The 13,033-nt window shown below is 65.0% G+C and carries 11 protein-coding genes and 4 pseudogenes; 12 read left to right on the top strand and 3 right to left on the bottom strand.

Features of this window, described 5'->3' with window-relative positions:
- Positions 1-23 precede the first annotated feature (23 nt).
- The 7 genes from B7G54_RS25805 to B7G54_RS25835 all read left to right on the top strand — a co-directional run bounded on the left by B7G54_RS25805 (position 24) and on the right by B7G54_RS25835 (position 7,734).
- Entirely contained in the window at positions 24-464 is a 441-nt protein-coding gene (locus tag B7G54_RS25805; RefSeq protein WP_085041645.1) for a helix-turn-helix domain-containing protein, read from the top strand.
- Between the two features lie 120 nt (positions 465-584).
- Positions 585-1,319, top strand: coding sequence for a cupin domain-containing protein (locus tag B7G54_RS25810; protein WP_085041646.1), 735 nt, complete (start codon positions 585-587; stop codon positions 1,317-1,319).
- A gap of 2 nt (positions 1,320-1,321) precedes the next feature.
- Positions 1,322-2,647, top strand: a complete 1,326-nt coding sequence (locus tag B7G54_RS25815; protein WP_085041647.1) for an NAD(P)/FAD-dependent oxidoreductase — start codon at positions 1,322-1,324, stop codon at positions 2,645-2,647.
- A gap of 133 nt (positions 2,648-2,780) precedes the next feature.
- The gene (locus B7G54_RS25820) at positions 2,781-4,058 is read left to right on the top strand and encodes an NAD(P)/FAD-dependent oxidoreductase (protein WP_085041648.1); all 1,278 of its coding nucleotides are present in this window, start codon (positions 2,781-2,783) and stop codon (positions 4,056-4,058) included.
- Positions 4,055-5,512, top strand: a complete 1,458-nt coding sequence (locus B7G54_RS25825; protein WP_085041649.1) for an aldehyde dehydrogenase family protein — start codon at positions 4,055-4,057, stop codon at positions 5,510-5,512. The genes B7G54_RS25820 and B7G54_RS25825 overlap by 4 nt, the downstream gene beginning before the upstream one ends.
- 68 nt (positions 5,513-5,580) lie before the next feature.
- Positions 5,581-6,768, top strand: a complete 1,188-nt coding sequence (locus B7G54_RS25830) for a M20 aminoacylase family protein (protein WP_085041650.1) — start codon at positions 5,581-5,583, stop codon at positions 6,766-6,768.
- 63 nt (positions 6,769-6,831) lie between these two features.
- A complete protein-coding gene (locus B7G54_RS25835; RefSeq protein WP_085041651.1) occupies positions 6,832-7,734 on the top strand; it encodes a GNAT family N-acetyltransferase in 903 nt (300 codons plus the stop codon).
- Between the two features lie 192 nt (positions 7,735-7,926).
- Here the strand turns inward: B7G54_RS25835 and B7G54_RS25840 are convergent, their stop codons facing one another.
- On the bottom strand, positions 7,927-8,331 hold the full coding sequence (locus B7G54_RS25840; RefSeq protein WP_085041652.1) for a cupin domain-containing protein: 405 nt from the start codon (positions 8,329-8,331) through the stop codon (positions 7,927-7,929).
- A 4-nt stretch (positions 8,332-8,335) separates the two neighbouring features.
- Positions 8,336-8,476, bottom strand: a pseudogene (locus B7G54_RS25845) (carboxymuconolactone decarboxylase family protein); the annotation flags it as partial.
- Between B7G54_RS25845 and B7G54_RS25850 the strand changes: the two are divergent.
- A pseudogene (locus B7G54_RS25850) lies at positions 8,459-9,010 on the top strand (substrate binding domain-containing protein); the annotation flags it as partial. The pseudogenes B7G54_RS25845 and B7G54_RS25850 overlap by 18 nt on opposite strands.
- A 41-nt stretch (positions 9,011-9,051) precedes the next feature.
- Here the strand turns inward: B7G54_RS25850 and B7G54_RS25855 are convergent.
- Positions 9,052-9,423, bottom strand: a pseudogene (locus B7G54_RS25855) (bestrophin family protein); the annotation flags it as partial.
- Between B7G54_RS25855 and B7G54_RS25860 the strand changes: the two are divergent.
- The 4 genes and pseudogenes from B7G54_RS25860 to B7G54_RS25870 form a co-directional block, all read left to right on the top strand.
- Positions 9,418-9,747: pseudogene (locus B7G54_RS25860) on the top strand (LysR substrate-binding domain-containing protein); the annotation flags it as partial. The pseudogenes B7G54_RS25855 and B7G54_RS25860 sit on opposite strands and share 6 nt — an antisense overlap.
- A 617-nt stretch (positions 9,748-10,364) precedes the next feature.
- On the top strand, positions 10,365-11,039 hold the full coding sequence (locus B7G54_RS25865; RefSeq protein ID WP_085041713.1) for a lytic polysaccharide monooxygenase: 675 nt from the start codon (positions 10,365-10,367) through the stop codon (positions 11,037-11,039).
- A 387-nt stretch (positions 11,040-11,426) separates the two neighbouring features.
- A complete protein-coding gene (locus B7G54_RS38760) occupies positions 11,427-11,729 on the top strand; it encodes a hypothetical protein (RefSeq protein WP_133059216.1) in 303 nt (100 codons plus the stop codon).
- A 157-nt stretch (positions 11,730-11,886) separates the two neighbouring features.
- The gene (locus B7G54_RS25870) at positions 11,887-12,990 is read left to right on the top strand and encodes a chitinase (RefSeq protein ID WP_244289426.1); all 1,104 of its coding nucleotides are present in this window, start codon (positions 11,887-11,889) and stop codon (positions 12,988-12,990) included.
- Positions 12,991-13,033: the final 43 nt, after the last annotated feature.

Consider the following 13,033-nt stretch of genomic DNA (forward strand, 5'->3'; position numbering starts at 1 on the left):
GCGAGCGCCCGGGAGAATTCGATATGACAGTGCAATTCATTGGCTCGGTTGGCTCGCCGCGCGTCGCGCAGCCCGTGTCGCCCGCGATCGGCGACGTGCTGCGCACGATCGACGCATCGTTCGCCCAGTCGCTGAACCTCGACACGCTCGCGGCGGTGGCCGGGCTGAGCGTGTCGCGATTCACCGCGCGCTTTCGCAGCGAAACGGGGCTGTCGCCGCACCGGTACCTGTGTCTCGTGCGGGTACGGCGGGCGCAGGACCTGCTGCGCGCCGGCCTCGCGCCGTCGATCGTCGCGACCGACGTCGGCTTCTTCGACCAGAGCCATCTGTGCCGGCATTTCCGGCGCGCACTCGGGATCACGCCGCGCGATTACGTGGCCGCACGCGGGAGCGGCGCGCCGGCGCGAACGCCATCGATCCGCCCGCGCGCCGACTGCCGCGATACGTCGTGTCACGCGGTGTAAGCACAGGCATGGACGACATGCCCCGCTGAGGATGTCCGGCAGGAGAGCCGGCGAACGACGATTTCCGATATCGCGTGACAGCTTTCGAACGAATCCGTCACGCACCGCACAGGAGCAGAAATGAGCGCAGTTTTCGTGTTGCACCGTGCCGACGGCGCACCTTCTTCCACCCCGTTCCGCAAGCAGGCGTTCGGCGCGAGCGATCCGTTCGCGTCGCATCGCGAGATCGCGTGGGAAGGCCCCGACTCGATGGCCGCGGGGCGCATCGGCTTCATGGGCGAACTGGACGTGCCGAACTTTCCGCACATCGAAACCCTCGTCGTCGTCCAAGGCGAGCTGACGCTCGAAGCGGCCGGGGCCGCGCCGCTGGTGGTCGGCCCGGGGCAGGGCGCCGTCATCGGCGGCGGCACGGCGCTGCGCATCGCCGCGCAATCGCCGGTGCGGCTGACGTTCTGCGCGGCAGCGTGCGCGCAGCCGACGAAACGCGGCGTCTTCGAGCTGCGCGCCGACGCGGACTTCAAACCGTCCGCCACGCTGCCGGCCGAGGTACTGCTCGGCCCGGCACCGCAATGCCGCAGCGACAACGTGTTCACCGACGACGGCGCCGGGTACTGCGCGGGCACATGGGATTCGACGCCGTATCACCGGATCGTCCGGCCGCATCGTGCGAACGAGTTCATGTTCCTGCTGGACGGCGGCGTCCGGTTCGCGGCGCCCGACGGCAGCGTGCAGTCGCTCGGTACCGGCGATGCGCTGTTCGTGCCGCGCGGCGCGTCGATCGGGTGGGAAAGCAGCGAACGCGTGGCGAAGTTCTACGTGATGCAGAACGTCAAACCCTCCACCGAACGAGACTGAGCATGTCCCCTCCGCTGCGCCATATCGAAACCTTGTCCACGCCGCCGGCCGCGGCCGACGTCGTCGTGATCGGCGGCGGCATCATCGGCGTCTTCACCGCCTACTATCTGGCCCGCCGCGGCATATCGGTCGCGCTCGTCGAGAAGGGGCGCATCGGCGCCGAACAGTCGAGCCGAAACTGGGGCTGGTGCCGGCAGCAGAACCGCGATGCGCGCGAGTTGCCGATGGCGAGCAAGAGCATCGATCTGTGGGAACGATTCGCCGCCGAATCCGGAGAAGACACCGGCTTTCATCGCTGCGGGCTGCTGTATCTCAGCAATGACGAGGCCGAGCTGTCCCGCTGGGCCAGCTGGGGCGAATTCGCGAAGACCGCGGGCGTGACCACGTACATGCTCGACAGCAAGCAGGCCGCCGAGCGCGGGCGCGCGACCGGGCGGCAGTGGAAGGGCGGCGTCTTCTCGCCGACCGACGGCACGGCGGATCCAGGCAAGGCCGCGCCGGCCGTGGCCGCCGCACTGATGAAGCTGGGCGGCAGTGTCCATCAGCACTGCGCGGCGCGCGGCCTCGAACTCGAAGGCGGCCGCGTCGCCGGCGTCGTCACCGAGGCGGGCGTCATCAAGACCCGAACGGTCGTGATGGCCGGCGGTGCATGGGCGTCGTCGTTCTGCCGCCAGCTCGGCATCCGGTTTCCGCAGGCGTCGATCCGTCAGTCGATCCTGAGCGTGTCGCCGGTCGAGACGCCGCTGCCGGATGCGATGTACACGTCCGGCGTGTCCATCACGCGCCGCAGCGACGGACGCTACGCATTGGCGATCAGCGGCCGTGCGCGCGTGGACCTGACGCCGCAGTTCCTGCGCTTCGCGCCGCAATTCGTGCCGATGTTCGCGAAACGCTGGCGCAACCTGCTGCCGGGCGGCCTCGAAGGCGTGCGCGGCGGCCATGAAACGTTGAAGCGCTGGCGCCTCGACGCGCCGACGCCGATGGAAGCCGTGCGCATTCTCGATCCGAAGCCCGACATGCCGACCGTCACCGAAACGTACCGCCGCGCGTCCGAACTGTTGCCCGAACTGCGCGACGCAAAGATCACGCACGCGTGGGCCGGGTTCGTCGACAGCACGCCGGACGGCGTGCCGGGCATCGGCGAAGTGCCGGGCGTGCCGGGGCTGATTCTCGCGGCGGGGTTTTCGGGTCACGGCTTCGGGATTGGCCCGGGCGCCGGGCACCTGATCGCCGATCTCGCGTCTGGTGCGCAACCTTTCGTGGACCCGGCGCCGTACCGGCCCGGCCGGTTCAGCGAGTCCGCATGGGGCAAGGTCGCGGATTTCTGATGCAACGCCGTCACATGGATGAGAGGCCGCCTGCATACGATGCGCATCGAGCCGGACCGCCCGCGAGCGGCCGGATCGGTGCGGTGAGCGTTCGCCGGTCCGATAGCGCGATGCGACAGTTTGGGAGTGCCTGATGCGTTTCAGTTCGTACTGGCTCGATACGTCGGAGCCATTCGTGAGCAACGCGCCGGAATTGCACGACGGCCGTTGCGACGTGCTGGTGGTGGGCGGCGGGATCACGGGATCGGCCGCCGCGCTGGCGCTGGCCAAGAAGGGCGCGCGCGTGATCGTCTGCGAGGCGGGCACCGTCGGCCAGGCGGCATCGGGTCGCAACGGCGGCATGTGCAACAACGGCTTCGCGCAGGACTACGCGTCGCTGTCGCAACGCCTCGGCACGGAACTGGCGAACCGGCTGTATCTGGCGTTCGACGCGGGCGTCGACATGGTCGAGCGGCTCGTCAAGGAAGAGTCGATCGATTGCAATTTCGCCCGCACCGGCAAGCTGAAGCTCGCCGCGAAGCCCGAGCACTACGACAAGCTCGCGCGCAGCCAGGCATTGCTCGCAGCGAGCGTGGACCCCGACACGCGTCTGGTGACGAAGGCCGAGCTGCGCGACGAGATCGGCTCGGATCGTTATCACGGCGGGCTGCTGTTCGGCAAGAGCGCGGGGATGCATGTCGGCCGTTACGTACGTGGCCTGGCGCGCGCTGCGCAGGCGCGCGGCGCGCACATCGTCGAGCAGGCGCCGGTGCTGGAATTGAAGCGGGACACGCGCGGCACCTATGCGGCGCGGACCCCGCTCGGCGAGATCCGTGCGCGCCAGGTCCTGCTCGCGAGCGGCATTTCGCACGTCGGGCCGTTCGGCTGGATTCGCCGCAGGGTCGTGCCCGTGGGCGCCTTCATCATCGTCACCGAGCCGTTGCCGCGCGAGCTGCTCGATCGCCTGCTGCCGACGCGCCGGATGGCCACCGACACGAAGAACTTCGTCAACTTCTTCCGTACGACGCCCGACGGCCGTCTGCTGTTCGGCGGGCGTGCGCGGTTCGCCACGTCGAACCCGCGTTCGGACGAAAAGAGCGGCGCGATCCTGCGGTGTCAACTCGCCGCCGTGTTTCCCGAACTGGTCAGCGTGCGCATCGACTATTGCTGGGGCGGGATGGTCGACATGACGGCCAACCGGCTGCCGCGCGCGGGCGAGCGGGACGGCGTTTACTACTCGATGGGCTACAGCGGCCACGGCACGCACATGGCGACGCTGATGGGCACGCTGATGGCGGAAATCATGGACGGGCGCGCGGAGCTCAACCCGTGGCAAGGCTTCGACTGGCCGGCCATTCCCGGGCACTTCGGCAAGCCGTGGTTCCTGCCGTTCGTCGGCGCCTGGTATCGACTCAAGGACACGTTGCAATGAATTCACCTGTTGTTCACCTGATGCAAGCCGGCCGGCTGGATCGTTTCTTCATCGACGGCGACTGGGTGCTGCCCGACGGCGGCGACCGGTTCGCGGTCGTCTGTCCGTCCACTGAAGACACGTTGTGCGAGATTCCGCTCGGCAGCGCACGCGACGCCGACCGGGCCGTCAGCGCCGCGCGCCGCGCGTTCGAACGATGGTCGGCCACGTCGCCGCAGGCGCGTGCCGCGCTGCTCGATCGCGTGCACGCGTTGATGCTGGAGCGCGCCGAATTGTTCGCCACGGCGCTCGCGCTGGAAATGGGTGCGCCGATCGGCTATGCACGCGGCGCGCACGTACCGCTCGCCGCCGAACATATTCGCGTCGCACGCGACAACCTGGCGAGCTACGCGTTCGTCAGGCAGCGCGGCACGACCGCGGTCGTACGCGAGCCGATCGGCGTATGCGCGCTGATCACGCCGTGGAACTGGCCGATCTACCAGATCACCGCGAAGGTCGGGCCTGCACTCGCGGCAGGCTGTACGGTCGTGCTGAAGCCCAGCGAGCTGTCGCCGCTCAGCGCGCTGCTGTTCGCGGAAGTGATCGCCGATGCGGGCGTGCCCCCCGGCGTATTCAACCTCGTGAGCGGCAGCGGCGAAGCAGTGGGCGCGGCGCTTTCGTCGCACCCGGAGGTCGACATGGTGTCGATCACCGGATCGACCCGTGCCGGCGTGCTGGTCGCGCAGGCGGCGGCGACGACCGTCAAGCGCGTCGCGCAGGAGCTGGGCGGCAAGTCGCCGAACATCGTGTTGCCGGATGCGGACCTGCAGCGAGCGATTGCGCCGGGCGTGGCCGCCGCATTCCGCAACATGGGGCAATCGTGCAGCGCGCCCACCCGGATGATCGTGCCGCGCAACGTGCTCGGCGCGGTCGAGGCACTGGCCGTCGCGGCGGTGCAAGCGCTCGTTGTCGGCGATCCGTTCGCCGAGGCCACGACGCATGGGCCGCTTGCCAATCGCGCGCAGTTCGGGCGGGTTGCGCAGATGATCGATGCGGGCATCGACGAACGCGCGAAGCTGATCGCCGGCGGCCCGGGCCGGCCTGCGGGTTTGGACCGGGGCTTTTACGCCCGGCCGACGATTTTCTCCGATGTGCGCACCGACATGACGATCGCGCAGCAGGAGATCTTCGGCCCGGTGCTCGCGATCCTTCCGTACGACACCGTCGACGAAGCGGTCGCCATTGCGAACGACACGGTCTACGGGCTCGGCGCCCACGTGCAGGGCACCGACAAGGCACAGGCACGCGCGGTGGCCGCCCGCATCCGGGCGGGGCAGGTGCATCTGAACTACCCAGCATGGGACCCGCAGGCGCCGTTCGGCGGCTACAAGCAGTCGGGCAACGGCCGCGAGTACGGGATCGAAGGCATGGAGGAGTATATGGAGATCAAGTCGATCATCGGCTTTTACGACTGACACGGCCGCTGCGCGCGATCGCGCCGGCAGTACAGCCGGAAGCCCTCTACTTTCCGAAGGTGCCGAAATTGGACAACCCCGTCATCCCCGATACATCGCTGCAAGCGCATCACGCGCACTGGGCGAAGCTTCGCCGCGACCTGCATGCGCATCCCGAGTTGCGATTCGAAGAACACCGGACGGCCGACGTCGTCGCGAGCGAGCTTGAAGCGCTCGGCTATGCGGTGTCGCGCGGGCTGGGCGGCACGGGCGTCGTCGCGAGCCTGCCCGGCGCAGACCCTGGCCGCGGCATCGTACTGCGCGCGGATCTGGACGCATTGCCGATCCGCGAAGCCAACGACTTCGCGCATGCGTCGTGCACGCACGGGATCATGCACGCATGCGGCCACGACGGCCATACCGTGATGTTGCTCGGCGCCGCGCGCATGCTGAAGGCTCTGCCGCAGTTGCCCGGTACCGTCCATTTCGTGTTTCAACCGGGGGAAGAGGGCGGCGCGGGCGCGCGCAGGATGATCGACGACGGACTGTTCGAGCATTACCCGACGGAAGCGGTATTCGGCATGCACAACTGGCCCGGCTTGCCGGCCGGGCATTTCGGGTTGCGCACCGGCCCGATCATGGCCGCGGGCTCCCGCTTCAGGATCACGGTGACGGGCAAGGGTGCGCATGCGGCGCAGCCGCATCTGGGCATCGATCCCGTCCCGCTCGCGTGCTCGATGGTGCTGCAGTGTCAGACCATCGCTGCGCGGCACAAGGACCCGGTGGATCCCGCCGTCATTTCCGTCTGCATGATTCATGCGGGAACGACGGACAACGTCATTCCGGACAGCGCCGAGCTGCGCGGCACGATTCGCACGCTGTCGTCGGCATTGCAGCAGCAGCTGCAGCGCGACGTCCAGCTCACGTGCGAGGGGCTGGCGCGCGCCTATGGCGCGCAGGTCGACGTGGAATTCTTTCAGTATTACCCGGCGACGGTGAACACACCGGCCGAGACCGCGCTGTGCGAGACGGTGATTCGCGACACGTTCGGCGGCGAACACCTGTCCCGCGACGTACCGCCGAACATGACGTCCGAAGACTTCGGCTTCATGCTGGAGGAGCGGCCGGGCGCTTACGTGCTGATCGGCAATGCGCAGGACGGCGCGACCGCACCGGCGCTGCATCACCCGAAATACGATTTCAACGACGACATCATTCCGGTCGGGGTCCGGTACTGGGTGGCATTGGCGCAGCATTACTTCACGCGATCGCCGTGATGCGTCAAATCGGCGTTGACGCCATGCGGCGTTGCATAACAACCAATTTTTGAGGATTGCTTGATGAAAAACGAATCCGATACGAAGGAGCGCAGCGCGATGCCGGCGCTTGGCTACCGGCGGTTCACCGCGGCAGACGTCCCCGCGGCCCATGCCCTTTCCATGGCGCTTCGCTGGCCGTTCAGGGCGGAAGACTGGCAGTTTTCCGCAGACACATCGATCGCGTTCGCGGCCGAGGAAAACGGGGTGGTCATCGGCACGGCGATGTGCTGGAAGTACGGTGCGGATCGCGCCGCGATCGGACATGTGATCGTGTCCGACGAGCATCAGGGCCGAGGAATCGGCCGCACACTGATGGAGATGCTTATCGACGAACTGGGGCCGCGCGTCACGTTTCTGCATGCGACGCCGGCCGGCCAGCCGCTCTACGAGAAACTGGGATTCAACGTGTGCGGATCGTTGAGCCAGTATCAGGGCAACGTCGATCGTCCTGCCGCGGTCGCCCTGCCCGATGGCGAGCGGCTGCGTGCCGGATCGCCGGCCGACTGGCCGCGCCTGGTCGAGCTGGATGCGCGTGCTTCCGGTCTCCAGCGCGATGCGCTGTTGTCAGCCTTGCTGAAGCGGGGGGAAAGCATCGTGCTCGAACGCGACGGCGAGGTCGTCGGGTTTTCGGTGCTGCGGCGCTTCGGTCGCGGTTACGTGGTCGGTCCGGTGGTCGCACCGCGCTCGAGCGACGATGTGTATGCGAAGGCGCTGATCGGCTATTGGCTGACGAAACGACAAAACGAATTCGTCCGTATCGACGTACCTTCCGGGACCCATTTGCCGGACTGGCTGGACGAACAGGGACTGAAACGGGTGGATACCTGTTCGAAGATGGTTCGCAACGCGCCGGCCGCAGCTCACGACGGCGCGGCCGACGCGATATACGGACTGTACGCGCTCGTCAGTCAGGCCATGTTGTAGACCTCGGGTCCGCCCCCGCAATTGCATGGCGTGATCGTGCCGTCTTGAATCCTGCGTTGCTGCGTGCCGTTCGTTCGAAGCGTGGGGGGCGACCGGATTCCGGCCCATACGACTGGCGCAAGCGCCCCGATTCGTTGCCCTGGCTGACACGGGACGGCGGCCCGGCATGGCCGGGCCGCGGCAGCGAACGCGCTACTTCACCGGTGTAAGGATCGGCGCGCCCTTGTTCTTGATCAGGAACACGACGAATTTTGCCGGCTTCGTGCTGCTGGCGTTTCGTCCGACCGTGTGCACGTCGTCCGGCCCTTCATGATAGGTGTCGCCGGCATGGAGCGTGACCGTTTTCCCGCCGTTCAGGCCCATCACAATGCTGCCGTCGAGCACGTAGACGAATGCGTGTGCATCGTGACGATGCACGGGATCGACGCTGCCGGGCGGATAGTCCACGACGATCATTTCGACTTCCTTGCCCGGATATTCGGGCAACGGCTCCGTGGTCAGCTGCGCCACCCTGGCTTGCGGGGCGGCGGCCGCCGGCTGAACGGGGATCAGGAGCGACAGCGCGAGCGGGGCGAGCGCCAGCATGATGCGTTTCATGTCGCTACTCCAGGTTGGCCTGGTCGAGCCCGAACATCTTGTCGAACGAGCCGGGCACGATGCGGAGCGCGACGTTCAGCCGGTTCCAGCAGTTGATGGCGCCCACGAGGAAGGTGAGATCCGACAGCTCGCGAACCGGAACGTGGATCTGGTGGCCGAAGGGTTCGATCTGGCGATCCGGCTCGGTGAATTGCCGGACAGCGGCCTGATCGCACGCAAGCTCGAGGACGCGGCGCTGTGCCTCGTCGCGTCGCCCGGGTACGTGGCCGCGGCCGGCATGCCGGAAAACGTGGCCGACCTCGAGCAGCATCTGTGCTTGCCGTTCATGCTGCCCAGCAGCGGCCGTATCGCGCCCTGGGTGTTCCGCGACGGCGGGCAGGACATCGATTGGCTGCCGCCATCGAACGTGGCGGTGTCCGACGACGTGCTCGGCGTGGTCTCGATGGCGCAGAACGGCGCCGGCATCTGCCAGACGTATGACTTCGTCGTCCAGGAACAGGTCCGGGCCGGACATCTCGTCGAAGTGCTGCCCCACCTGCGCGGTCGCACACGGCCGTTCTCGGTCATCTATGCGCCGCATCGCCGCCAGTCTGCCGCTTCCCGTGCGCTGATCGACATGCTGATCGCGTCAGCCGCCGCCGGCCCCGTTTGCCGCGCACCTGTCAGTCAGATGCCATGAACGACTGCGGCTCGATACCCGCCGGGGAGGTGCTGGATTCGCTATAGCGCGATGACGGTGTGGCTCGACGATGCGACGGCATGCTCTCCGAGCATCGCTTTCAGGTTTCGCTCGATCGTGCCGCACAGGGTCGAGATGGGAACGTCGTTCGCCCCGCCTTCGAAAGGGTTTTCCGTGCTTTCTCCAACCTGGTCGAGCGAGGTATACATCCATGACACGGCGACACTGCATGGCACGACCAGCCAGACCATGTTGCCGTGCATGAAGCCGCTCACGCTATCGTTCAGCTTGTTGAATTCGTTTAGAAGACCGAACGGAAGCGACAGGCAGAAGAATCGGACGAACAGGGCGCTGACGGTCGCGTATTGACGCGGATACGGAAAATTATTGAAGCGTTCCGAGCGGGAGTACAAAAGTACCTGCCGACCTCACGCCTCACGTTCAATGATGCTGACCTGGTGTTGCAGGCGGTTCCAAATGGGGCGGGCATTGCGCAGATGGCGGGCTACCAGGTTCGCGACCATCTCGCGTCGAACGAACTCGTCGTCGCGCTGGCGAAGCATGTGCCGGAAGATCGCGGCCACTATATCTGCTATCTGAGCCGGCAACATCTTCCGACGCGCATTCGCATCTTCGTCGATTTCATGACCGAGCAGATACGCGCACTTGACCTGAATTGCATGACCCGGTTCAACCAGGATCTCACGGTTGCTTCATCGACGGGATGGGCTGCTTGAAGCATTCGTGAACGAAGACGTTGAGGGCCGGCGGTGAATCTGTCGGGCATCGCGCTCGCGGGATCAGGTGAAAATCCGTAAGCGTTCGGCGCGCGAACGCAATGACGAGGCTGGGAGAGAGAAATGCCGCGCCTGAAGTAAAGGCTGGCGGCGTGGTTCGCCCCGACCCTCTGCAATTCGTCCACGCCCCGTCGCAATCTTCGACAACGAGCCCCGAAGGGCAAAGCCGCCGGCCGAACGATCGGTAACGATCTTTTAAATGAATTGGCAGTTTATTCAATGTAGAAATTGAAGTCGATCCAAAACAGGCTGGAATGAAAAACGATTCAGGCGTTTGATTAAAATTAAAAAACTATCAATGCGGGACGTTTATTTTTCCGATTTTTGCGGATAAGGTTCGGTTCGGTGAAAGTGATTTGTCAGAAATCGTGGCGATTAATCATCGCTTGCCGCGGTTTCATTTGGCCGCCGCTTTTGCCGATCAGTGTGCGCGACGACACGTCGACAGGAGTCCCTGCCAGGGATCTTGCGGCTGGCTCGATGTGCGCATATCCGTTCCGACATCAATGCCATGAGGGCTCATGAAAAAGATCATCCGCAGATACGTTGCTTCCGTGATGCCATGCTCGTTGGCCGGCGCGGCACTGCTGGTCGCGGCGGCCGGTGCTCACGCGCACGGCCGTTTGACCGAACCGCCTTCGCGCATCGTGCTGTGCACGCAAGGCCAGAATCCGAACTGTCATGTCGACGCCTGGCACGCGAACGCGATGGAGAACGGCAAGTTCTTCCCCGCGACGCAAAGCGGCCTGTCCGATCCGTTTGCGCCGGACGACGCGAAGAATGCCGCACCACCGATGGACGGTGAAATCGCCGGCGCCAGCACGAATGGCCCGCTGCCCGTGCTGAACGAGCAGTCGCCGAACCGCTGGCAGAAGATCCCGCTGCGGCCGGGCGCGTTGCAGAATTTCAAATGGGAATTCAGCGCCGTGCACAAGACGCGTCGCTGGAACTACTTCATTACTCGCGCCGACTGGAACCCGTCGGAAAAGCTGACGCGCGCGCAGTTCGAGCCCACGCCGTTCTGCACGATCCAGAATCCCGGCCAGCCATACTGGGATCCGAACGCGAACCTGGTACCACAGCAGCCGACCATTCATCAATGCCGGTTGCCGGTGCGTAGCGGTTACCACGTCATCCTGGCGGTCTGGGAAGTCGCGGATACGGCGATGGCGTTCTATCAGGTCGTCGATGCGACGTTCACCAATGGCGATACGATACGCAGCCCGTTCTGATACTGCTGCGACATGACGCGCCCCGGCGATGGCCGGGGCGTCATGAATCGAAGAGCGCCCGCCGGGCGCGGGGCGGACGGCACTGATACGGCAACCGGCTACCCGGCGGCCACCTGGTGGCGGCCTTGATGCTTCGCGCGGTACAGGCGTTAGTCCGCCTTGCGCAGGATCGCATCGATCGTCTCGCCGTCCCGGCCGAATGCGGAGGCGCCGACGCGCACGGTGACCTTGATCGGTTCGCCGATGCCGGCTGTCGAATGGCGACAATTTCAATATGGCAATGCGATCGCATGAGTATTTCGGATTTCGACATGGGTGAAAATAGTCGATTCCAGGGTTGATGCCGGATGATTATGTAGTATAACCAATCGAAGAACGGATGCCGAATTGAAGCATCACTACATCGGCTGTCGAAATGTCGATGTTCGCCGCCGTGTGGCGGGCGCCATCCCAGGCCGGCATGACGACTCGACGATACCGCTTGCATCGCGTAGTTCCACCCATCCGGTCTTGCGCGAAAATGATGGACGACATGCTTCACCAGCATTTAACGAAGTCGTGGTGTTTTCCGTTGTTGATGTAAAGACAGAATCAATATCGAAATTTGTCTTCAATCGACAATTTGTAAGGTTGATTGCCATTGAATTCGACCCGGGCGGAGCTTTGTCAATCGAAAGATCACGATATTGATTTGGTAGTCCGTATCAATTATGCAGGCACTTGCTGTCGATGTCACATGGCGGATTTCCGCCACGCCCGCGCGGGTGGAGCCCGTCTTCCTGAAATATTTCCCGGCATGGTTTGCGTGAAAGACAGGTGCCGGTAATGCGTAAAACGCGATGAGGGCATGAACATGAAGAGCAACCTATCCGGAATCATGCGGCGACCGACCTTGAGGGGCGCGCTGGCGCTTCTGCTGGCATGGTCGTCTTTCGGCACCGGCGCTGCTGCGGCGGGCGGGACGGCCACCGGCACCGGCACTGCGCCGGCATTCGTTTATAGCCCGTACAAGGATGCGACGATTTCGATGAACTGGAACACGAACGTCATCTCGTCGAACGTCACGGGTCAGATGAGCCCGGTGCTGTCGGTGCTGCCAACCGGTGTACGTACGCTGACGCTCGCGTTTGCGACCGGTGAATGCGGCAGCGAGAACTGGGCGGGCGTCGACGGCGGCGCAATGGCGGCCGCCAATGTGCCGTTGTTCACCGCGGCCAATGTGAATTACGTGATTTCCACCGGCGGCGCGGCCGGCATGTTCACGTGCGGGACGGATTCGGGCATGGCGGCCTTCATCAATCGTTATGCATCGAGCAACCTGATCGGGATCGATTTCGATATCGAGGGCGGGCAGACGCAACAGGTGATCAACGATCTCGTCCAGCGCGTGGCAGTTGCCCAGCAGAATTATCCCGGCCTGCGCTTCAGCTTTACGCTGGCGACGCTGGCCCCTTCCCAGCAGGGCGCGACCACGGCCAGCTCCTGGGGCGCCAGCGCTCCCGACAGCTTCAACGTGTATGGCGACTGGGTCATGCAGGCGATTCAGGCGGCCGGCCTGAAGAACTACACCATCGACCTGATGACGATGGACTACGGGTCGGCCGGGGCGGGGAACTGCGTGGTCGCGAATGGCACCTGCCAGATGGGACAGTCGGCAATCCAGGCGGCGATGAACCTGCACGATCACTGGGGCGTACCGTACAGCCAGATCGAGCTGACGCCGATGATCGGCGGCAACGATGTGAGCGGCGAAACCTTTACGCCGGCGGATGCAGACACCGTTGCGCAGTTCGTGAAACAGAATGGTCTCGCGGGTGTCCACTTCTGGTCGTTCGACCGTGACGTCGATTGTCCGCCCGGCGCCGCATCGTCGACGTGCAATTCGATCGGCGGTGTCGGGACGCTCGGTTATGCGAACCGGTTTTCCAACGACCTGGCGCCCGGCAAATGAACGTGGATGGGCAGGGCGGAGGCCATGCGGGTCGCCCGTATCA

The organism is Burkholderia puraquae (genome assembly GCF_002099195.1).
Classification (GTDB): domain Bacteria; phylum Pseudomonadota; class Gammaproteobacteria; order Burkholderiales; family Burkholderiaceae; genus Burkholderia; species Burkholderia puraquae.